Genomic DNA, 22,641 nt, shown 5'->3' on the forward strand with positions numbered 1-22,641 from the left:
TTGGCTTTTTATATAGGGATACCGTATGGGTATTTATGCATACATTTGTTTTCTTTCCGCACTTTCAATTTTACTCGGATTCATCACAAGCAAAATCAGTGATAAAGTGCAGTCGACGATTGCGATTACCGCTGCGGCGATGATCGGTTCTTTACTCCTTTTATTTTTTGGTTGGGCAGGTTGGTTTAATATCGATTTGGTCGCAACGGAAGTCATGGAGCAAGTTGATTTCAAAAGCTTCTTACTCAACGGTATTTTAGGCTTTTTGCTTTTTGCCGGATCGCTTGGCATCAAACTACCTGTGCTGAAAGATCAAAAATGGGAAATCACGATTTTCGCCTTATTTTCAACCTTGGCTTCAACCTTGATCATCGGTTTCTTTGTTTACGGCGTAGCCAATCTTATCGGTTTAGAGATCGATTTAATCTATTGTATCGTGTTCGGGGCGCTGATTTCCCCCACCGACCCGATTGCGGTTCTCGCCATCATTAAAAATTTACGCGCACCTAAACGCTTATCGATGCAGGTAGAAGGCGAGTCGCTTTTTAATGACGGTGTCGGTTTGGTTATTTTCATAACGGTATTCGCCGTCGCATTCGGCGGGCAAGAAGCAACCTTTAGCGGTATCATGAATTTATTTTTACACGAAGCGATCGGTGGGATCTTATTCGGCTTCGTGCTGGGCTTTATTGCTCATATCCTAATTTCAAGCACTGACGACGGTAGCTTGGAGATTATGTTAACGCTTACTATTCCGACTGCCGGGTTTATGTTTGCCAATAACATTCTCCATGTTTCCGGTGCGTTGGCGATGGTTGTTGCCGGGATTATGATCGGTAACTGGACGCGCCGTTCCGGTTTTTCCGAACAAAGCCAACGTTACCTCGACCATTTTTGGGAAATGATTGATCATTTCTTAAATTCATTACTGTTCTTCCTTATCGGCTTTGCGATATTGCTGGTGGATTTTAATATTTACGGCATTATTATGATGATTGTCGCCATTCCGATTTGTTTGGCAGCCCGTTATTTAAGTCTTTGGATTCCGTATAAAGGATTGCAGCAGTTCCGTACTTATAATCCGTATACCTTGAAAATTATGACATGGGGCGGATTGCGCGGTGGCTTGGCGTTGGCGATGGCTTTGTCCATTCCGGCCAAAACCGTGTTTGTCGGCAATGGAATTGATGTGAAGGACTTAATTCTGGTCATGACGTATTCCGTTGTGATGTTCTCCATTTTAGTGCAAGGCACCACAATCGAGCCGATAATTCGTAAATCGAAACAAGTGGATCCGAATCGGGAAGAGTACCTGCAACCACAGAATCAATCGGATACTAAACATTAATTTTGCCGTTATGGGATAAAAGCATTGCGCTGGAATGCGTTTATCTTTAGAATGCGCAACCTCGTGTCATAGCTGAGTTAGAGATCGGCTATTGATGAATTTAAACTAACTACTTTTTAGGAGTAAAACATGTCTCTAAGCGTAGAAGCAAAAGCAAAAATCGTTGCTGAATTTGGTCGCGATGCAAAAGATACCGGTTCTTCAGAAGTTCAAATCGCTCTGTTAACCGCTCAAATCAACCATTTACAAGCACACTTTGCCGAGCATAAAAAAGATCACCACGGTCGCCGCGGTCTATTACGTATGGTTTCACGCCGTCGTAAATTATTAGACTACTTAAAACGTACCGATCTTGCCAAATACTCAGAAACTATCGCACGTTTAGGTTTACGTCGTTAATTTCCCAATATGGAAAAAAACCGAGCTTAGGCTCGGTTTTTTTGTTGCTTACATTTCACTCAAGACATCGTGTAATACGGCAATGCCCTGTTCGATTTGTGCATCACTGATAATCAATGGCGGAAGCAAGCGCAGTTTCTGTTTCGCCGTAAGCGTCAATACGCCTTTTTGAATCGCTTTAGTGACGACATCACCGGCGGTAATGCCTTCTTCAAATTCTACACCGAGCATTAAGCCGAGCCCGCTGACGGATTTTACCTTCGGTAAGGTTAACAGGGCTTGGCGTAATTTTTCACCCTTAATTTGAATGTCTGCTAAAAATGCAGGTGTAAAGCGCGCCAATACCGCATTTGCCGCCGCACAGCACACCGGGTTTCCTCCAAATGTCGAGCCGTGATCGCTTTTTCCTAGGGTGTTTTGGCATTTATCACCGAGCAAAAAAGCCCCGATAGGCAAGCCGCCGCCCAATCCTTTCGCCAGTGTAACAATATCCGGCGTCAAACCGAATTGTTGGTAAGCAAACAGGCTGCCGGTACGTCCGATACCGGTTTGAACTTCGTCGATGATTAAAATCAGATCCTGCTCTTGGCAGAGTGTTTGGACCGATTGCAGATAGGTCGCTTCCAACGCACATACGCCGCCTTCGCCTTGCACGATTTCCAAGATAACGGCACATACATCGTTTTGCGCTATACGTTGCTTCAATGCCTCGAAGTTATTGGCGGGAACATGTTCAAATCCTTGGGTAAACGGAAAATAATGTTGATGGAATACCGCTTGTCCGGTAGCGGCTAGGGTTGAAATGGTTCGCCCGTGAAACGAATTAACCAAACTTAGCACCGTAGCCCGATTGGCACCGTATTTATCATGGCTGTATTTACGGGCGGTTTTAATCGCACCTTCATTAGCTTCTGCGCCGGAATTGCAAAAAAACGCACGGATCAGACCGCTTGCTTCTGTTAATTGTTTTGCTAACACGGTTGCCGGTTCGGTATAAAAAAGGTTGGACGTATGTTGTAGTTTTGCGGCTTGCGTCGTAACGGCGCTAAGCCATGCCTCATCCGCCCAACCCAAACAGTTCGTGCCGATTCCGCTGGTAAAATCGAGATATTGGTTTCCTTCAATATCCCACACATCGCACCCTTTACCGTGGGAAAGCACCAGATCAAAACGCCCGTAGGTTTGTGCAAGGTGTTGGTGATCCAATTGTTTAATTTGTTGGCTGTTCATCGCTTGTATATCCTTTTATTGCGGAATTATGGATAGAATAAGGTTCCGTTACCCTTATCCGTCAGCATTTCAATTAAAATAGCGTGTTCCACCCGACCGTCAATGATGGCGGCTTGTTCGCCACCCGCCCGAATAAAATCGGTACAGCAGGCAATTTTCGGAATCATACCGCCGGCAATAACGCCTTGTGCTATCAATGCGTCAACTTCATTGAGGCTGACGTTGGAAATCAGCGTACTTTCATCGTGGCGATCGCGTAATAAGCCTGCAATATCCGTCATACTGACTAATTTTGTCGCTTTCAACGCAATGGCGATTTCACTGGCTGCCGTATCGGCATTGATATTATATGCTACGCCTTGTTGATCTACGCCTACGGTTGAAATAACCGGAATCAAATCGGCGTGGAGTGCCAATTCGAGCACCTTGGTATTGACTTTGGTAATTTCACCGACAAAGCCTAAGTCGACATCGCCTTTTAGTTTTTCACATTGCAGCATGTTGGCGTCGATTCCGCATAATCCGATACCTTTACCTTGCAATAACGCCACCAAACTTTTATTAACTTTTCCCGCCAACATTTGTAAGACAATATCCATCGTATCTTTGTCGGTGACGCGCAATCCATTGATAAATCGGCTTTCTTTTCCGATCTGCTTTAACCCTTGTGAAATTTCGGGACCGCCGCCGTGGACTAACACGACGTTGATACCCAGTTGATTCAGCAGCAAAATATCTTGCATAACGGCGTGCTTTAAGGCTTCATTAATCATCGCATTCCCGCCGTATTTCACTACGATTATTTTGCCTTTAAATTGAGCGATATATGGTGTCGCCTGTTGAATTAATTCATTGATTTGCATATAAATTATCCTGTTTGTCTGAAATGTGCGACTAGATCACCAAGCCGGCAGTTTCGGCTCTGCCGAGCATAATATTCATACATTGTATCGCAGCACCAGAGGCGCCTTTACCGAGATTGTCGAAACGTGCAGTCAATAATAATTGGGTGTCATTGCTGAATACTGCAATGTCTAAATTGTCTTTACCGGATAAGCCGTTCGCTGCCAACATTCCGTCGGCGGGAATATCTGCGTGGGGTTTAACGCGGATTAATCGGCGGTCTTGATAGTAATCCGACAACAGTTGTGTGACGGCTTCGCCCGAACGGTATTTTTCCGCAAGGACGGCAAGCGGTAGAGGTACGGTGACCAGCATACCACTGTAATAATCGGCGACGACAGGGGTAAAGATCGGGGCGGATGTCAGTCCGGTAACTGCCGTCATTTCCGGCAAGTGTTTATGTTTTAAGCCGAGTCCGTATATCCTTGGGGCGTTGAAGGCCTCCGCACGATTTTCAGTCTGATATTCCGCAATCATGCCTTTTCCACCGCCCGAATAGCCGGTTAATGAGTGGCAGTAGAGCGGAGAAGCCGCCGATAATGCAAAATATTCGACAAGCGGTCGAACCAAGGCGATAAATCCCGTGGCATGACAACCCGGCACGGCAACACGGTTTGCCTCGGCAATTTTTGCCGTTCTGCCTGACAATTCGGCAAAACCGTAAACCCAATCGGGGTTAACCCGATGTGCGGTAGAGGTATCACAAATGCGGGCGGACGGCGGTGCGGCGGCAACAATCTCTTTTGCCGCCTCATCCGGCAGACATAAAAAAGTTAAATCCGCTTCGCTTATTTTTGCCAAGCGGGCATCAAGATCTTTGCGTTGTGCTTCCGGGAGGGTAAGAAGCTGAATATCTGCCTGACTGCTTAAGCGTTCATGAATACGTAGCCCGGTGGTGCCGACCGCACCGTCTACAAAAATTTTATACTGTGTCATTGCCGTTCCTGTCATTTATGTTGTTGATACTGTAGTGTATGCAGATTTAAGGGCAATGACAACCTGAATTTTGCATAATTATGCAAATAGAGTGAATTTATATTTTGACTTAACTTGTCAGTTTGTCTTCATTCTTTCTTCTGCGGTATTGATACTTTGAATAATGGCACGTCGATTGATGTTTGGATTATCGCCGTCGAGTACTTGCTGCCAATAGAAAATCGCTTGCTGCGGATCATTTCGCAAAAAGGCCTCGGAAGCCAATAACAACAGGCTTGCACTTTCTTTCGGATCTTGTGCTAAGGCTTCGTCAATCCAAGCCTTGGCTTGTGCGGAAAGCGTTTGTTTATGCAGATAGTAATCGGTTGTTGCCATGGCGCCGAGAATTGCCGCCTTTCTGCCTAATACCGTTTGCGCATGGTGAAAACACACCATTGCCGCTTCAAAATCATTATTTAAGGAGTATGCCTGCCCCAACTCAAACCATAAATCGCCGTTATTCGGATTGTCACGCAGTTGGTTTTGCAAACTGACAATATAGTGATCGTTGCGCGTGCGGCTGTCTTCTTCCGCTTTTTGCTGCTGAAATGCTTGGAAGTCACGTTCACCCGCTTCAACCTGCTGATAACGCCCGCTTTGCCAATAATAGGCAACGCTGACCGTTAATACGGCGATAAATGCGAGCATACCGAATACAAGCGGTCGTTTTTGCGGTATTTTTTGCAAATGTAACGCTAATTGCGTTTGTTCAAAATCATGACGATCCCGCAATTCATTGAGATATTCCTGTTTGGTATCATTTGCAAGATTTTCTGCAAATCGTACCGCTTGTTGATAATGTGCTGCGTTGAGTTGATCCCGTTCGGTCATTTCTTCTTCCTGTTTACACGCCAAATGAGTGCCGCCAGCATAGCGATCAATAAGCCTAAAGGCGCACCCCAAAGTAATCCGGTTTGGGCGTTGAGCGGCGGCTTATAGTTGACAAACGCCCCGAATCTGTCCGTCATGGTGCGGATAATCTCCTCATTGCTTTTACCTTGATTTACCATCTCATAGACTTCCAAACGCAGATGATAAGCCTGAGTTGCATTGGATTCGACCAAATTTTGATTTTGGCATTGCGGGCAGCGTAGCGATTTGGCAAGAGCAATGGCTCTGACTCTGTCTTCGTCAGAGCGGAATTGGAAGGTATCGACCATTTCGGCATGGGCGATGCCGTGGATAAGCAGTCCGAGAATAAACAGTAGGCGTTTCATTATTTTTCCTTACTTAAAGCGTCTAATCGCGGCAGCACGTCTTGCATAAAGTCCGGGTTGTATCCTTTTTGTTGGTAACGAACCATACCTTTTTTATCAATAACATATGTAACCGGCGCAGAATTGATATGCAAGGTGTCGATTAAAAAACGGTGTTGATAATCGTCGATCGTGAATTCAAACGGATTGCCCCAACGCGCCAATGCTTGACGGGCGTCTTCCGGGCGGTCGGTTAAGGTTAAGCCGACAATTTTTACGCCTTTTTCTTTTAACTCGAGCAATAGCGGAAATTCTTTGATACACCATGTGCACCAGCTTGCCCATACGTTGAGGATGAACGGCTCTTTCGGCAAACTTTCTTTGCTGAGCAGCGCGTGATTGTCAAGCAAATGCGGTAGCGTGAATTCGGGGAACGGTTTCCCTTGCCAATCTTCGCTCGGGGCGAGAGTGTCGGGCGTTTTAAGTTGCGCCATCAGAAAAAAGACGACGGCCAGTAATAAAACAAGCGGTAAGAAAAGCACGGTTTTTTTCATACGGATCCCTAAATCAAACGAACCTTTTGCGACGATGCCCCAGTATGGCAAGGAGCGAAGCGATAACCATAATAGCTCCGCCCCACCACAATGCACGAATATAAGGTTTGTAGTGCAGACGGAAGGCATATTCTTTTTGTCCGAAGCGATCGCCCATCACAACATATACATCATCCAAACCGCGATGCGCTAAGCCGACTTCCGCCATTGTCATGGTACGAATATCATAATAGCGGCGTTCGGGATACACCGTGGCAATATACTGGTTTTGCTTGTCGTCAATATGAAAGGTTGCCGTTTCCGATGTATAGTTTTGCCCGATGACATTATCGTATTTGGCATAAGTGAAGGTGAAGCCGGCTAAGGTTGCCTGTTGCGTCGGTTTTAACCGCACGCCGATCTCATCGCCGTAATAGCTGCTCATCATGGCACCAATCACGCAGACACCAAAACCGATGTGGGCAAGCCGCATGGCAAGCGGTCGGATTTGCCACATTGTTTTACGATAAGGCAGGTGAGTTAAGATGACCCATATCGCTAAACTGATGAAAAGGGTCGGCAGCCATTGCAATTGGTGAGCGGGGCTGTGTTGCAAGGTGAGATGACCCAACCCCAACGAGATACCGATCGCTAAAGGCAATAATAGGAGGTGTTGCAGTAGGCTTTTCAACGGTAATTGCTTCCAGCGTAAGCGCGTTGCGTATCCCATCAGCGCGAGTAACAGTAAAGCCAGTGGCGCGAAAATTGTGTTGAAATACGGTGCACCGACGGAAATCGCTCCCCAATTCATGGCACTGAACACCATGGGATAGAACGTACCGAGCACAACGACTCCGGTGGCGAGTACGAATAAGCCGTTGATCGATAAAAATGCCGTTTCTTTCGATAGCCATGTAAAACGTACCTCACCCTGCCAAAGGCGGGCTTTGAGAGCAAATAACGCCAATGCCACAAAGCTCAAGCTAAAAAACAGCATCAGCAATGCCATGCCGCGATCCGTATCGACCGCAAAGGCGTGTACGGAAGTCAGTACACCCGAACGCACAATAAAGGTACCGAGCAAACTTAAGGCGAATGCAAAAATCGACAACAATAAGGTCCAGTAACTGAAAATACCGCGTTGTTCGCTGACAATCAGGCTGTGCAATAATGCTGTGCCTAGCAGCCACGGCATGAGAGAGGCGTTTTCAACCGGATCCCAAAACCACCAACCGCCCCAACCTAATTCGTAGTATGCCCACCATGCGCCTAATAGGATTCCGGCGGTCAGGAAGCCCCACGCGATCATTGCCCACGGGCGCATCCAACGGGCGATAGCATAATCGAATACCCCGCCGAGCAGCATGGCGATCGTCATCGCAAAGTTTACCGCAAAACCGACGTAACCGAGGTAGAGCAGCGGTGGGTGAAAAATCAGACCGATATCTTGCAACATCGGGTTGAGATCCCGACCTTCGGGCGGAGGCGGAAACGAACGTTCAAACGGGTTGGACGCCCACAGGATAAATAAGGCGAAGCCAAAGATGATAAAAGAGAGTGCGCCTAGGGTTCGGTATGCAAACAAGCGGTCGGTTTTGCGCGAAAAAATGCAAAAAATACCCGTCCACACGGTCAATGCCGTGAGCCAGAAGAGCATGGATCCTTCGTGGCCGCCCCAGCTGGCGGCAAATTTGAAAAAGATCGGTAATTGGCTGTTGGAATGGGCGGCAACGTAGTTGACGCTGAAATCATCGGTCATGAATGCCTGCGCTAAACAACCGAAAGCAAGCAATGCCAGCAGGCACTGCAGTCCGCTCCACAGCGGGTTCAAGGCGAGCCAATGCGGTTGTCGGCGTAATTCTCCCCATACGGAGAACACGACTTGGATGGCGGAAACGCCGACCAATAAAATAAGTGAAAAATAACCCAGTTCGGGGAACATAATTCATCCGTTATTTTGCAAAATAATTGCCCGAACCTACCGCTTGCAAACCGGAAGGTCAGACGTGATTTTCTACGCTTTTACACCCGTATCCGATGTTGTCGGCGATTGCCGTTCGGATGCAGAGATGTTCTCCGTTCGGTCAATCTTTTCTCCCATTTCCTCAAGCAGATCCGCCGTAGCATCATCCAGCGCCTCCGCTTCTTTGCGCGGTTTTACAAACGGCTCTACCGACCAATATTTGCGTTCGATTTCATCCGAGAATCCATGCAGCACTTCTTCATTCAGGCGTTCATGATCCAATTGACGAATCAATTTAATTGCATCCGCCGATTCCGTTTCCGTCGCGCCTAATTTTTCCAAGGCGACTTTACTTAACAACAGTGCAGATTCAAAGGTTTCTCTGACTTGATAGTCGACATGTTGCTTGATTAAATCAACCGTATTGCGACGGTCGTAGGCACGGGCAAAAACCGGGATGAGCGGATACTCATGTTTAATCAACTCGACAATATTCAGCGTTTTTTCCGGTTCCGCCAGACCGACAATCACACAATGAACCTGTTCAATGCCGCTTGCCCGTAGTACATCGATACGCGAACCGTCGCCGTAGTAAACTTTAAAGCCGAATCGGGTAGCGGTACGAATATTACCTAAATCCGCGTCAATCACCGATACGCTGATACCGCGGGCAAGCAATACTTGGCAGACGATTTGACTGAAGCGTCCGAAGCCGATGACCAACACATTGCTTTCCAAGTTTTCGGCAAGCTCGATACCTTCAAGGCTTTGCTGCGGTTCTCCGCTTTTTTTCGCTTTGCGATTGATCAAACGTTGAATCGCAATGACTACCAGCGGAGAAAGTAGCATCGAGACAATCACGGCGGCGGTAAATGTCGCCTGATGTTTAGAGGAAAGTACACCGGCGGTTGCGGCGGCAGAAAAAAGCACGAAGGCAAATTCACCGCCGTGAGACATGATTGCCGTTCGCATGACGGCTTCACGGTTGGTTAATAAGGTCAAACGCGCCACGAGATAAATGGCCAGCCCTTTACCGAAGACATAAAGCAGTACGACTCCCAGCAACCATAGCCAATTGTTCAACACCAACGCCAAGTCGAGAGACATGCCTACGCCCATGAAGAATAACCCGAGCAGTAGTCCGCGGAACGGTTCGATATCGGCTTCCAATTGATGACGGAATGACGATTCGGACAACATGACGCCGGCAACGAACGCACCCATTGCCATCGACAGCCCGCTGAGTTCCATCAATAGAGCGGAACCCAGCACCACCAACAAGGCGGCAGCCGTCATCATTTCACGAATATGCGCTTTGGAAATCATACGGAATAACGGGTTCATCAACCATTTACCGGCGGCAACCAAAATCAATACACCGACCAAACCGGCGCCGATGGCGGTCCAATTGGTTTCATGCTCTACGTTGGCGGTCGGGGCTAAAAAGGCAATGGAAGCCAATAGCGGTACAATCGCCAAATCTTCAAAAATCAGCGTTGACACAATCCGCTGCCCTTTAGGTGTGGTACTGATGCCTTTTTCTTCAAGGACTTGCATCACGATAGCGGTAGACGAGAGGGTAAAGCCCATGCCTGCAATAAATGCGACTTCTTTCGGTAAACCTAAAATAAAGATACCGGCGCAAGTTAACAGCGTACCGCAAGCGGCGACTTGTAAGAACCCGCGTCCGAAAATAGCTTTGCGCATACTCCATAGCCGCTCGGGATACATTTCCAAGCCGATGACGAACAGGAACATGACGACGCCGAGTTCCGCCATATGCACGACCGCATCCGGATCTTGGAATAACCCTGCACCGGACGGTCCGATCAAACACCCGGCAACTAAGTATCCTAGTACGCTGCCCAATCCGATGCGTTTAAATAAAGGCACAATCGTGATACTAGTGGCAAGCAATGCCACGGTTTTAATCAATTCGGGGTTAGCGATGGCGACTGACATGGTTATCCTCTTTATTCATGACATTTTAATTTTAAATAGTCCCGATGCCGTTGACTTTGAAACGGCACGATAGAGATCCCTTCAGGGAAAGTAAGTAATTGATAAAATTGCGGAAAATTAAAGGTTTCATACTGCTCGACACCCTGTGAATATAATGTGCTGATTTGCCTGATTTTATCTTCTTTCGCTCCGGTGCAATAAGCATAACATTCCGCATGATTTTGTTTATCCAAAACATACACATTAAAGCTCTCATCTTGATTATCCTCAAAAAAGAATTGTAAAAAACCTTCACTGGCGAAATGATAAACTTCTTTCGGGATCACTGCATCCGTTGACGGCGACGTATCGCAACACGCAGGCGTTTCCGGCACCACTTCTTTCAGCGCCAGTTGCCCGTCAAAAACCAATTGCCAACGTCTGCCGGCGATATTAAAGGTTTGCGGCGGTTGACGTTGGAAGACCGATCCCGTTTGGACGGTAATACAGCGATTAACCAACCCCATAACGAATTTTTCCAATTCGCCGCGTAGTTGGCGACTATAGCTGAAAATATTAACCGATTGAGGCGGGGCGGAACTGCGATAAATTTTATTTGAAATAAATTTTAACGCTTTTAGCAGTGCATCATTCCCTTCAAATTGTTTGGTCATGATTTCGTTCCACATATTGCGGAAAATAATATTAATGCTGCCGATAACGCCTTGTTCGGAAGAACCGAGGTTAAACAGATCGACTTGTTGGATTTCGTCCTTCGTATACGGCGGGATGTTCCGCGTCGGATCTTTTGTCAGATTCACCGCTACAATTAGATTACGGATTTCATGCGGATGATACAGCTCTTCACCGTTTAATGGCGGCGCTTTTGCCGGGAAAGATAATCTTAAATCCGTAATGAATCGGCGTAAGGTATCCAATGACAGCGTTTGGCTCACGAGATGAATATTGGTGCTTGCCGTCAGTACACCGTTAAAATAAGCCCACGCAATCAGTTTCGTCAGATTTTTTTGATATTGTACGTGGCGGGTCGTAGAGTCATAAGGCGTTAACGGGGCGTGATTTACCAAATACCATCCCGCTTTCGTAGAGAGTCCTTCGCTTACCTCAATAAATGTGACTTCATTTTCCGCCAGATTGGTTGCTATTTTTTCATTAATTAACAAAATTTTGCCGGGCTGTTCTTCAAAAACGGAATAAAGCTTGCGCATAATAATATCGGTATCTTGCGGCATAATGCTGGGATCGATATGGAATTTGCGGGCAAAATGGATCAAATTACGATAACTCTGCAACAACTGTTCAACGATCATTTGTTGATGCAAGACGGCTTGTTTGATTTTCCACTGCGGGCGTTTATCTAAGATTTCACGCTCTTTTTCTCCCCATCCCCAACAATGGACTAACTCATCCAGTGCTTGTTTACGGATCATGTCGAGCTGCCCTTCATGGGCTTTAATGTAAAAACAGCTGCGCAAGCGGTCTAATCGGACAAATTCTTTGCGGTTTTCCAGATATTCCGTGACTTGTTCGAGCATCGCCAAGTAAGGATCGAAATGGTAGTCGGCGGCAGCGTCGCTCAATAATTTTTTCTTAAATTTTTTGGAAATCAGGTTCGTGTGAGGGTAGGTTTCCGCATAGCTTTCAAGCAATAAGATCTTAATGGCGGATTTATACGGGTTTTCGATACCCTTATAAAGTTGCCATAAACTCGCGCCGAAATACTCACCGATCGGCAAGGCGGTAAAATCGCCGAAATCAATCCACTCGGATAAATGCAATTCCCCTGTTGCAAGCGCTTGTTGAATAATCTGCGGGTAATCCCGCTCATCATCGGCAATGTGCACCCACAACACCCTTTTTCCGGCTAAACGGATTGCCGAACGGTAAAACTCATCTAAAAGTAAATAATGTTGTGCCGAACCATTATGGTCTTCCGTCACCCCGCTATGATATTGCCGCGATTTAAATGCATCGGGATTCATCAAATACACATTGATCTTGATGCCTAAGTTTTCCGCCCAACGTTTAATTTGAAGCAGTTTACGATCGATCAAGGTTTTTTGTTCGGCATTAAAAGGCTGTGAATAGCACAACCACAAATCCAAGTCTGAAAAGCTTGTTTGCGTAATCGAACCGATACTGCCCATCACATAAAGTCCGTCAAATACCGGTGATGCCGTCGGCGAAGGTGTCGGTGATTCGGCAAAATAGCCGGTTAAATAATGAGCTTGTTGCTCACTGAGTTCAAAATCCGCAATGCCGCTCGGAGCGCCTTCAACATAAGCGGGTAACGATGGGTGATTGTAATGAATGAATAACGGAACGGAGGAAAAGACCCGGTGAAAGGCGGCGGAACAGTTTTGCAATGCATTTTCTATACGGAAATGATCGAGCAAATCAACCCGTTGTTTTGCCAACGCCAGCTGCTCGGAAAAGGTATGAGACGCTAACGGATTTTCTCTCCCTGTTTTTACTAATGTCAGCTTTCTCATCGTCATTCATCTCACATATAAAAATGTGATCAATGTAACATTTTGGCTAAAAAAGTAAAGATAGAAAGGACGTTCGGTTAAAGTGTGATTAACAATTGCAGTAATACAAGCGGTCGGATTGACGGGGAATTTTACCGATTACTCAAAATCCGCTTGACCTTTTCCCCTCAAGGCGTATTATTCGCCCTCTTTTCACATTGGGTTCCCTCACCCCAACAACCGGCTTTAAACAAAAAGGAACAACATGAACGTTATTGACTATTTTTCCGACGAGCAGAAGCGCCGCTCGTTACTGTTACTTTCTTTTTTCCACATTTTTATCATTACCGTCAGCAACTATTTAGTACAGATTACTTTTGAGATAGCGATCCCTTTTACTGACACAGCGATCCCGACAACATGGGGAACGTTTACCTTCCCGTTTATCTTTTTAGCGACGGATTTAACCGTACGGGTATTCGGTGCCGAACTTGCCCGTAAAATCATTTTTGCCGTGATGTTCCCGGCATTGATAGTCAGTTATGTGGTATCGGTAATCTTCTTTGAAGGTCAATTTCAAGGTTTCGCGACGTTAACCGAATTCAATACCTTCATTTTCCGTATTGCGTTGGCGAGTTTTGTCGGCTATGTCGTCGGGCAGCTCATGGATATTTTCGTTTTCAACCGTTTGCGTCAAGGAAAAACGTGGTGGCTAGCCCCCGCCAGTTCGACGATCTTCGGCAGCCTGATTGATACCTTTGTCTTTTTTGCCGTGGCTTTCTATCAAAGCAGTGATGAATATATGGCGGCGAATTGGTTTACGATCGGTGCCGTGGATTACGCGTTTAAGCTATTTGTTAGTCTGCTACTGTTTTTACCGCTATACGGTTTATTACTGAATTACGTGATCAAAAAGCTCCGTCTGGCAGTCAACTAATGTTTGACAAGCGGTCTGTTTTGGTCAATTTTTTGCAAAATCGGACCGCTTGTTGCGCAGCGTAAAGAGAGTATAATCCCCCCGATTTTAATTTGCATGAGATGTCATAATGAAAAATATTCCTATCCGAACCGATGAAGAAATCGAAAAACTTCGTGTAGCCTGTAAACTTGCCTCGGACGTACTGGTAATGATTGAACCCTATGTCAAAGAAGGCGTCACCACTGGCGAACTTGACCGCATTTGCCATGAATACATTGAACAAGTCCAACAAGCCGTTCCGGCATGTCTAGGCTATCACGGCTACCCGAAAGCCACCTGTATTTCATTGAATGAAGTTGTTTGTCACGGTATTCCGAATGCCGAAAAGAAATTAAAAAAAGGCGATATTTTGAATATTGACGTTACCGTCATTAAAGACGGCTATTATGGCGATAACTCCAAAATGTATGTGGTGGGCGAGCCTAGCGTGAAAGACAAACGCTTGCTGGAGGTGACGCAAGAGTGCCTTTACATTGGTTTACGTACGGTCAAGCCGGGGATTCGTTTAAATCAAATCGGCAAAGCCATTCAGCAATATGCCGAAAAAGAAGGCTTTTCCGTGGTGCGCGAATATTGCGGGCACGGTATCGGCGACGAATTCCACTGCGATCCGCAAGTGTTACACTATTTTTCCGATGACGGCGGAGTCGTGTTGCAAGAAGGCATGGTCTTTACCATTGAACCGATGATCAATGCCGGTAAAAAAGAAATCCGCTTGATGGGCGACGGATGGACGGTCAAAACCAAAGACCGCAGCCATTCGGCGCAATATGAACACCAACTTGTCGTGACCAAAGACGGCTGTGAAGTGATGACGATTCGTGATGAAGAAATCGCACAAGGGCGTATTCAGCGACAAATGCATAACGGTTAGGTTTTCAACCTCTCCCGTGTCTCTCCTTTGTTGATTCCCGCCGCTCCTATCGGTTTTCGGCGGCTCCCTGTTCCTGCTATAAAAACAAGCGGTCGGTTCCGCTGAAAGATTTGCCCCTTAATCTGTTGGAGATTTAGTCCAATTTTTAGGGCAGATCATGTTTTTTAGCAGTGTTTTTATATTGATGCTTTACAATTTCCCCCCGATTTCTTCTTTTTTATTTTCTGCTACACCTCACTTAGCCAAGTTCTACTGTGCAGTATAACTTATGTATATTGAACTGTAGGTATCCATGAAAAATGCCAATTTGTAAATTGTTATTTTTTTTCTTGCTTAATTTATCTTTGTGTGTGAAATTATGTAAATTAAATAAATTTATTTTTTGTATTGTTTTTGTGTTTATAAAGAGTAAGTATGGAGGACTTGTGAATAAGGTTTTTAAAGTTATTTGGAATCATGCAACACAAAATTATGTTGTTGTTTCAGAATTAACCAGGGTAAAAAGTAAATCATCTTCCAGTGATAAGTGTAGCAATATCAAGAATACAGTAGCAGTAGGTACCATGTTTTTCACCTTAGGGCTAATGCCTTTTAGTTCATTAGCTTCAACAATAGCTGCGGGGGGCGGTGAGGGGTTGGCGATCAATATTCCTACATCAACATCAAGCGGGGGGGGGTTGTGCGGAAGCATATGCTGGAGCGAATTCTGGTAGCGAGTTGATGTCTAACGGAAAACCGTGGGTAACTACAGATACAATTGCATTTGGGTGTAATGCTCGGGCGGAAGGTGCCTATGGTTATTCAAGTTCTTCTGATGCAGCGATTGATCCGAGTACATCAGGTAGACCAGCATCACATTATAAAAGTATTTATAGTGGAACAGACGGTTCTGGTTCTGCTGCGATTGCGATCGGTAATAATGCGCAAGCCTCGACAGCTGCATTTGATTATAGCAAAGGGGTGGGAACATTAGGTCGTGGCGGAAGTGTTGCGATAGGTGGTATGTCAACAGCCCAAGGTGTAAATTCTTTAGCTGTCGGACCTTATGCGTTTGCGAATGCTAGTATTTCTATGGCATTGGGTAGCTATGCTACGGTAACAGCCGGAGGTATTAGGTCTATTGCTATTGGGCGAGAGGCTCGGGTAGATAATGTGAATTCGGTAGCCATTGGTTTAACCGCTTATTCTAGTGGTTGGTCTTCGATTGCAACAGGGTATAAAGCAACGGCATCCGGTACTCGAGGAATCGCAATAGGTTCTTCTGATAACGTGAATGAGTATGATCAAACTGCGGATACAAGCAAAACACGAGCCTCCGGTTTTGATTCTATTGCTATTGGTACGAAAGCACAGGCTGTCGAAACGGCTGCAATGGCATTAGGAAATAATGCGAAAGCACAAAACAAATACACAACAGCAGTTGGTACTAATACTCAAGCTGAGGCAATTTATACAACTGCGGTAGGGGGATATTCCAATGCGCTTAAGGATCAAGCAACAGCATTAGGGGCTGGTGCAAATGCAGTAGAGGTGAATACAGTTGCACTTGGTGCAATCTCTAATGCAAGTAAGGAAAACTCAGTTGCGTTAGGAGCCTCATCAACAACATTAACGGACGCAACATTAGAAAAGTCAGGTGATATTGACGGATTAAAATATGAAGGTTTTAAAACTAAAGAAAATATCGCAACTGGTGATCAGGTTTCGGTTGGGGCAGTAGGAAGAGAACGTCAAATCAAACATGTTGCAGCGGGGAATATCAGTGCAACTTCAACGGATGCTATCAATGGTTCACAGCTTTATTTTATCACAAAAGGATTGCAGGACAGACTCACCCACTTCTACAGTGTTAATAGTACAGATAACACAGCCGGAAACTATGATAATAAGGGGGCAACCGGTACAAACGCATTGGCAGCGGGCGTTGGCACGGTTGCCGTAGGAAATGAAGCGACGGCAGTCGGTACATCAGCAAATGCGTCAGGTTACCAATCTACTGCATTGGGTATGTTATCAAATGCAACAATGAATCAGGCAACGGCTCTTGGTGCAAAATCAAATGCAACGGGAATTCAATCAACGGCATTGGGTGTAAGTGCAAATGCAACAGGCAATCAAGCCATAGCATTAGGTTCTAATGCGAGTGCATCTAATAGCCAATCAATGGCTCTAGGTGTAAATGCCAATGCGACAGGGGATCAATCCACTGCAATAGGGAGCAATGCAGCAGTAAATTCAATAAAGGGTATTGCAATTGGCTACAATGCGAATGCGACGGGCGGTCAAACGGCTAATATTGCAATCGGTGAGAATACAACGGCAGGTGCCAGTGGTGCAGTTGTTCTTGGTATAAATGCGAGTGCGGATAGCGATAGTTATAGTGCTATCTCTATTGGTACCAACGCAACAACACAGTTTAAAGATGCGGTTGCGATTGGTACGAATACTATCGCAAAAGAAGCCAGTAGTATTGCTATTGGTTCAAATACTAAAGCAAACGATAAATCGCAAGCGGTCGCAATTGGTTATACAGCAAATTCATCAGGTTACCAAGCTGTTGCTTTAGGTTCTAATGCAAGTACGGCAACTAATGCGGGTTCTTCATTAGCATTTGGAACAAATGCCACAACTAGAGCGGCAAATTCTATTGCAATAGGTCGTGATGCGGAAACGGGTCTTACCGGTGGTAGTGTGGTAGACGGTGCACAGGCTATCGCGATTGGTATCAATGCGAAAGCACAAAAATTAAACAGTGTTGCGATTGGTAATGCCTCTACTGTAACAAATGATAATGCAACGGCAATCGGCGTATCTTCGGTTGCCGCAGGTGTACAAGCAACAGCTCTAGGCGCATTAGCGAATGCTGAAGCGGATCAATCCGTAGCCATCGGTCGTGGGGCTAAAACAATTTCAACCGTATCGGCAACGGGGGCAAGATCTGGTGGCGGTATTGCGATTGGTAGAGATGCTAATGCCAGCGGTGCCGGTGCGAGTGCGATGGGTATTAATGCTGTTGCCGTTGCTCACGGTATTGCTATCGGTACGAATGCAAACGTAGCGGGAGCAAGTTCTATCAGTATTGGTACAGGCAGTAATTCTTCCGGTATCAACTCGGTTTCCGTGGGAGCAAGAGCAAAATCACTGGGTGACAATACGGTTGCCGTCGGTCAAGCCTCAAATGCTTCGGGTAAATCAGCCGTTGCGGTGGGTGATGGCGCAAATTCAAGCAATAACCAAACGGTCGCGGTTGGTACAAGCAGTAAAGCCAGTGCGCAAGGTGCAACCGCATTCGGTGATTCCACTAATGCTTCGGGAATAAACAGCTTGGCATTGGGTATTGCTTCTAAAGCAAGCCAAGAAAATACGGTATCGATTGGTGCTTCAGCCGATGCAAGTAAAGCAAATGCTATTGCTCTAGGTGCAGCATCAACAACATTGACGGATGCGACAAAAGAGACTCAAGCAATCATAGGGGGGATCACTTATGATGGATTTGCAACTCGGGCTACGGTAGCTACCGGGGATCAAGTTTCTGTCGGTGCAGCGGGAAGTGAGCGCCAAATTAAACATGTTGCAGCCGGTAATATTAGTGAAACGTCAACCGATGCAATTAATGGTTCTCAGCTTTATATCATCGCAAAAGGGTTGCAGGAAAAACTGACCCATTTTTATAGCGTTAATAACATAAATTCAGCATCGGGTAACTACAATAATGATGGCGCGACGGGTGTTGATGCATTGGCTGCCGGTGTAGGTACTGTTGCAGCTGGCGAAGAAGCCAGTGCAGTCGGTAAATCGGCAAATGCTTCAGGAAACTTCTCTGTCGCATTTGGTAATACTGCAAAAGCATTAAATAGAAATTCTGTCGCAATCGGTAGCAACGCAAATTCATCCAATGATTATGCTATTGCTATCGGTTTGGATACGGTTTCATCAGGGAATGGTGGTGTAGCTATCGGTTCCGGTTCATCATCAACTCAAGATAAAGCCGTTGCATTAGGAAATGATGCTAAAGCACAGCAAGCCAATGCAACCGCAATTGGTGCTAATGCTAAGGCATTAAATACAAACGCAACTGCACTGGGGGCGTTGGCGAATGCTTCGGGTATTTCTGCTATTGCCGTTGGTGAAAATGCCAACGCAAATTCCACACATAGTATTGCTATTGGTAGAACGGCAACGGTGAATGAGCGTCAATACGGTATTGCGATGGGGAATAATGCCGTTTCCGGATTGATTGCGGATGATGCGACTTATAGCGTAGCGGGAGCTTCAAGAGTCGGCGACGGAGCGGATAAATTAAAACCTAGCGTGGCTATCGGTTATAACGCGAAAGCGTTGGGAGACGAATCCGTTTCGTTAGGGGTGAATACTCATGCGATAGGTAATAATGCCGTCGCCATCGGTGAAAATGCCAAAGCCTTATCATTGGATAATATTGCTATCGGTAACGATGCATTAACCGGTTTAGGTTCAAATGAAACAGCTATCGGTTCTTATTCCAGAGCAGCCGGCGGATATTCTACGGCAATCGGTACCCGTGCGGCGGCAACAGGGATACAGTCCGTCGCCGTCGGTGGTACATCAGCATATGCCAAAGGACAACAAGCCGCAGCATTAAATGCTTATGCTTATGCAGGGGCGAAAGCCGGTAATGCATTGGGTTATCACACTGTGGTGACCAATAATGCCCATAGTAGTACGGCATTAGGGACTGCTTCGGTTGTCAGTGGTGCTTATTCGGGGGTGTGGAATGCTTCCATTCATAAAAATGCGGACAAATACATTGATACGGATCGTAGCTTTGTCGGTGGTAACGCGAGTTATGCCATCGGTAACCAAAATATTATCGGTAATACGTCTTCAGATACTTTTATTTTAGGTAATAACGTTAAATTAGGGGCGTCAGCCGCTACATTAAATACAGCAAATGTCACAGGAACAAAAAATGATATTTCAACGCGCGATCATACCGGTGTGGTGTATTCCGGGGTGACAAACGTAACGGGTGCCGTGGCGTTAGGTAGTAATACCGGTGTCAGTGTAGCTAAAGGTGTTGCATTGGGCTATGACAGTAAAGCAACAACGGATAAAGGTGTGGCAGGTTATGATCCGTTAACGAAACTTGCCTCAGATAATACGGATGCGGTTTGGAAATCGACCAGCGGTGCGGTTGCGGTAGGTGATGTAGCCAATGCTATCACACGTCAAATTACCGGCGTGGCGGCAGGTACGGCGGATACGGATGCGGTTAACGTTGCTCAGCTTAAAGCAATCAGCAGCTTAGCTCCTCAAGGAATGAATGTTGGTGCAGATCAAGGTGTCGTTAACAAAGATACTAACTTGGTACAACATCAATTCAGTAAGGCTTTATCTATTCTTGCCGGAAATGCGACATTTGATGAGACTTCTTCTACTAACTTATTGACGACGGTGTTACAAAGCGAAGCAGGAAATACTGATATCGTTATTCGTATGAAAGATGTGCCGACATTCAAAGGCATAACATTAACGAACGGTTCAAACACTACGTCATTAACAACAACGACTGATGGATTAGATATTGGTGGTGATAAAATCACCAATGTCGCAAACGGTACAACGGATGGTGATGCGGTCAATCTGTCACAGTTAAATGCAACCAATACGAATGTGACGACTTTACAAGGCGACATGACCACCGCAAAAAGCGATATCAGCAACTTAAAAGGCGATGTAGCCAAAGGTTGGAACATCACCACGGCGAAAACCGGCACGGGTAATGTGAGCGGTACGTTGAGCGACCAAATCAATATGGGCGAAATGGTGACGATTGAAGCGGGGAATAACATCAACATTACCCAATCGGCAGGTAAAGTCAGTATTGCGACGTCAATGGATCCGAATTTCGCCACGGTGACGGCAACGGATAAAGTCAGTATTGGTACGACCGGTCCGTCACTCAGTACGGCGGGTATTGATGCGGCGAACAAAAAAATCACTAACGTCACGAATGCCGTCGATAACGGTGATGCGGTCAACTTAGGTCAATTAAACAGCAAAGTGGCGGATGCCAAATGGGCGTTAAAAACTTCACAAGACGGCGCGGCGGAAACGCAGGTCGGCGACATTAACCCGAACGACAGCGTGACGATTGACGGCAAAGGCTTGGTGAAAGTCACTCATACGGCGGAAGCGAATAATGCAAGTAAAATCCATATCGGTATTGAAACGCAAGCGGTCAGTTCCGACGGCGGAATTGCAAAATTAAACGGCAACTCGGCGGTTAACGGTGTGGCAACGGCGGCACAAAACGGCAACGCGTTGGTGTCGGCAAACGATTTAATCAATGCGGTGAACAGCGCATCGTGGACGTTAAAAGAAAAAGGCACAGAGAAAGACCAAGTAAAAGCCGGTGATGTTGTCGACTTTATTGATGGTACAGGTACACGAGTGACGGTAACCACGACGAACAATAACGTATCAACCGTAAAATTCGATGTTAATGTTAGTGATATTTCATCCGCTGTTGCCTTTAGTACAGCGATCAACACCACCACAGCAACGGATAGTAACAAGCTGGCAACGGCAGGCGATGTGGCGAATGTGGCAAACAGCGTGGCAACGCACTTAACCGATAAAGGCTTTGCGCTTATCGGTAACAAAGGCGGAGCAGTCAGTAAAAAATTGGGTGAGCAAGTCACGGTGAAAGGCGCATTGGCGGATGCAACGGATGCGTCGGCGGAGAATCTCCGTGTAGATAATGATAACGGTGAATTAGTGATTAAACTCGCCGAAGCGCCAACGTTTAAATCAATTAATCTCAAAGACGCTACAAACGGAACAACTTTAACAACAACGGCTGAAGGATTAAATGTCGGTGGAGATAAAATCACTAACGTAGCAAACGGTACACAAGATAGTGATGCGGTTAACCTTGCACAGTTGAATGCAACCAATACGAATGTAACGAACGTGACCAACAATGTCACTACGTTGCAAACGGATATGGCAGCGGCGAAAAACAATATTACAACGTTACAAACGGATGTGGCAAAAGGCTGGAATATTACGACGGCACAAACCGGCACGGGTAATGTGAGCGGTAAGTTGGACGATCAAATCAATATGGGCGAAAAGGTGACGATTGAAGCGGGGAATAACATCAACATTACCCAGTCGGCGAATAAAGTCAGCATAGCAACCTCAATGACACCGAGTTTTACCACGGTGACGGCAACGAACAAAATTGCGATCGGTACAAGCGGTCCGTCACTCGGTACGGCAGGAATTGATGCGGCGAATACGGTGATTAGCAACGTCACCGACGGTGCGGTGAATGCCAACAGCAAAGAGGCGGTCAACGGCAGCCAATTATATGCCTTGGCGAACAGCACGGCGGCGGCATTGGGCGGTGGTTCGACGGTGAACAGTGACGGTACGGTAACGGCACCGAGCTTTAGCATTACCGATCCGACAAGCAGTACAGCAACATCATACAACAATGTTAGCAGCGCATTAACCGCGTTAGATACCGCGATTAATAAACCGTTAACCTTTACGGGTAACGAAGGTTCGACGACACAAAAACTCGGATCTACCTTAAATATTTCGGGTAGTTTGGCTTCGGGCGGTTCAAGTAAAAATATCCGTACTAACGTCACGGCGGGTAAAGTGGAAATCTTGTTGTCCGAGAATCCGGAATTCAGCGGCTTGAATCTAACGAGTAACGGCAACAGCGTGACGTTTGCGCCGACGGCGGACGGTGTCAAAGTGGCTAAAGCGGACGGCTCGGCAGCGAAAATCAGTAACGTGGCAAACGGTACGGA

General features: G+C 46.1%; 15 protein-coding genes. 6 read left to right on the top strand and 9 right to left on the bottom strand.

Annotated elements, in window-relative coordinates:
* Positions 1–25: 25 nt before the first annotated feature.
* A complete protein-coding gene (locus tag ACEYKX_RS06415; RefSeq protein WP_373766224.1) occupies positions 26–1,348 on the top strand; it encodes a cation:proton antiporter in 1,323 nt (440 codons plus the stop codon).
* Between the two features lie 129 nt (positions 1,349–1,477).
* The gene (gene rpsO / locus ACEYKX_RS06420; RefSeq protein ID WP_005597777.1) at positions 1,478–1,747 is read left to right on the top strand and encodes a 30S ribosomal protein S15; all 270 of its coding nucleotides are present in this window, start codon (positions 1,478–1,480) and stop codon (positions 1,745–1,747) included.
* Between the two features lie 48 nt (positions 1,748–1,795).
* Here the strand turns inward: rpsO and ACEYKX_RS06425 are convergent, their stop codons facing one another.
* The 9 genes from ACEYKX_RS06425 to ACEYKX_RS06465 form a co-directional block, all read right to left on the bottom strand.
* The gene (locus ACEYKX_RS06425; RefSeq protein ID WP_373766225.1) at positions 1,796–2,977 is read right to left on the bottom strand and encodes an aspartate aminotransferase family protein; all 1,182 of its coding nucleotides are present in this window, start codon (positions 2,975–2,977) and stop codon (positions 1,796–1,798) included.
* Positions 2,978–3,003: 26 nt separating this feature from the next.
* Positions 3,004–3,840, bottom strand: a complete 837-nt coding sequence (gene argB / locus ACEYKX_RS06430) for an acetylglutamate kinase (protein ID WP_373766226.1) — start codon at positions 3,838–3,840, stop codon at positions 3,004–3,006.
* Positions 3,841–3,871: 31 nt separating this feature from the next.
* A complete protein-coding gene (gene argC, locus ACEYKX_RS06435; protein ID WP_373766227.1) occupies positions 3,872–4,816 on the bottom strand; it encodes an N-acetyl-gamma-glutamyl-phosphate reductase in 945 nt (314 codons plus the stop codon).
* Positions 4,817–4,933: 117 nt separating this feature from the next.
* On the bottom strand, positions 4,934–5,686 hold the full coding sequence (locus tag ACEYKX_RS06440; RefSeq protein ID WP_373766228.1) for a cytochrome C biogenesis protein: 753 nt from the start codon (positions 5,684–5,686) through the stop codon (positions 4,934–4,936).
* A complete protein-coding gene (gene nrfF, locus ACEYKX_RS06445) occupies positions 5,683–6,072 on the bottom strand; it encodes a heme lyase NrfEFG subunit NrfF (protein ID WP_373766229.1) in 390 nt (129 codons plus the stop codon). The genes ACEYKX_RS06440 and nrfF overlap by 4 nt, the downstream gene beginning before the upstream one ends.
* Positions 6,072–6,605 carry a redoxin family protein gene (locus tag ACEYKX_RS06450; protein WP_373766230.1) on the bottom strand — a complete coding sequence of 178 codons (534 nt, stop codon included), beginning with the start codon at positions 6,603–6,605 and terminating at the stop codon, positions 6,072–6,074. The genes nrfF and ACEYKX_RS06450 overlap by 1 nt, the downstream gene beginning before the upstream one ends.
* A 13-nt stretch (positions 6,606–6,618) precedes the next feature.
* Positions 6,619–8,526, bottom strand: a complete 1,908-nt coding sequence (gene nrfE, locus ACEYKX_RS06455; protein WP_373766231.1) for a heme lyase NrfEFG subunit NrfE — start codon at positions 8,524–8,526, stop codon at positions 6,619–6,621.
* A 72-nt stretch (positions 8,527–8,598) separates the two neighbouring features.
* Positions 8,599–10,509 carry a monovalent cation:proton antiporter-2 (CPA2) family protein gene (locus ACEYKX_RS06460; protein WP_373766232.1) on the bottom strand — a complete coding sequence of 637 codons (1,911 nt, stop codon included), beginning with the start codon at positions 10,507–10,509 and terminating at the stop codon, positions 8,599–8,601.
* 11 nt (positions 10,510–10,520) lie between these two features.
* A complete protein-coding gene (locus tag ACEYKX_RS06465) occupies positions 10,521–13,001 on the bottom strand; it encodes a class I adenylate cyclase (protein ID WP_373766233.1) in 2,481 nt (826 codons plus the stop codon).
* 244 nt (positions 13,002–13,245) lie between these two features.
* On the opposite strand from ACEYKX_RS06465, the gene ACEYKX_RS06470 reads away from it, so the two are divergent.
* From ACEYKX_RS06470 to ACEYKX_RS06485, 4 genes are all read left to right on the top strand, one after another.
* On the top strand, positions 13,246–13,917 hold the full coding sequence (locus tag ACEYKX_RS06470; protein ID WP_373766234.1) for a 7-cyano-7-deazaguanine/7-aminomethyl-7-deazaguanine transporter: 672 nt from the start codon (positions 13,246–13,248) through the stop codon (positions 13,915–13,917).
* 109 nt (positions 13,918–14,026) lie between these two features.
* Positions 14,027–14,833: a type I methionyl aminopeptidase gene (gene map, locus ACEYKX_RS06475; protein WP_373766235.1), complete on the top strand. Its 807-nt coding sequence runs from the start codon at positions 14,027–14,029 to the stop codon at positions 14,831–14,833.
* Positions 14,834–15,132: 299 nt separating this feature from the next.
* Positions 15,133–15,546: an ESPR domain-containing protein gene (locus ACEYKX_RS06480; RefSeq protein WP_373780662.1), complete on the top strand. Its 414-nt coding sequence runs from the start codon at positions 15,133–15,135 to the stop codon at positions 15,544–15,546.
* 7 nt (positions 15,547–15,553) lie between these two features.
* Positions 15,554–22,641, top strand: a 7,088-nt coding sequence (locus tag ACEYKX_RS06485) for a hypothetical protein (RefSeq protein ID WP_373780663.1), incomplete at its 3' end; no start/stop codon positions are given.

Origin of the sequence: Glaesserella sp. (assembly GCF_041817755.1) — a bacterium.
Taxonomy (GTDB): Bacteria; Pseudomonadota; Gammaproteobacteria; order Enterobacterales; family Pasteurellaceae; genus Glaesserella.

Excerpts from the sequence above, each read along its gene's own strand:
- ACEYKX_RS06415 (WP_373766224.1), top strand. The coding sequence starts at position 26 with ATGGGTATTTATGCATACATTTGTTTTCTTTCCGCACTTTCAATTTTA.
- rpsO (WP_005597777.1), top strand. The coding sequence starts at position 1,478 with ATGTCTCTAAGCGTAGAAGCAAAAGCAAAAATCGTTGCTGAATTTGGT.
- ACEYKX_RS06425 (WP_373766225.1), bottom strand. The coding sequence starts at position 2,977 with ATGAACAGCCAACAAATTAAACAATTGGATCACCAACACCTTGCACAA.
- argB (WP_373766226.1), bottom strand. The coding sequence starts at position 3,840 with ATGCAAATCAATGAATTAATTCAACAGGCGACACCATATATCGCTCAA.
- argC (WP_373766227.1), bottom strand. The coding sequence starts at position 4,816 with ATGACACAGTATAAAATTTTTGTAGACGGTGCGGTCGGCACCACCGGG.
- ACEYKX_RS06440 (WP_373766228.1), bottom strand. The coding sequence starts at position 5,686 with ATGACCGAACGGGATCAACTCAACGCAGCACATTATCAACAAGCGGTA.
- nrfF (WP_373766229.1), bottom strand. The coding sequence starts at position 6,072 with ATGAAACGCCTACTGTTTATTCTCGGACTGCTTATCCACGGCATCGCC.
- ACEYKX_RS06450 (WP_373766230.1), bottom strand. The coding sequence starts at position 6,605 with ATGAAAAAAACCGTGCTTTTCTTACCGCTTGTTTTATTACTGGCCGTC.
- nrfE (WP_373766231.1), bottom strand. The coding sequence starts at position 8,526 with ATGTTCCCCGAACTGGGTTATTTTTCACTTATTTTATTGGTCGGCGTT.
- ACEYKX_RS06460 (WP_373766232.1), bottom strand. The coding sequence starts at position 10,509 with ATGTCAGTCGCCATCGCTAACCCCGAATTGATTAAAACCGTGGCATTG.
- ACEYKX_RS06465 (WP_373766233.1), bottom strand. The coding sequence starts at position 13,001 with ATGAGAAAGCTGACATTAGTAAAAACAGGGAGAGAAAATCCGTTAGCG.
- ACEYKX_RS06470 (WP_373766234.1), top strand. The coding sequence starts at position 13,246 with ATGAACGTTATTGACTATTTTTCCGACGAGCAGAAGCGCCGCTCGTTA.
- map (WP_373766235.1), top strand. The coding sequence starts at position 14,027 with ATGAAAAATATTCCTATCCGAACCGATGAAGAAATCGAAAAACTTCGT.
- ACEYKX_RS06480 (WP_373780662.1), top strand. The coding sequence starts at position 15,133 with ATGCCAATTTGTAAATTGTTATTTTTTTTCTTGCTTAATTTATCTTTG.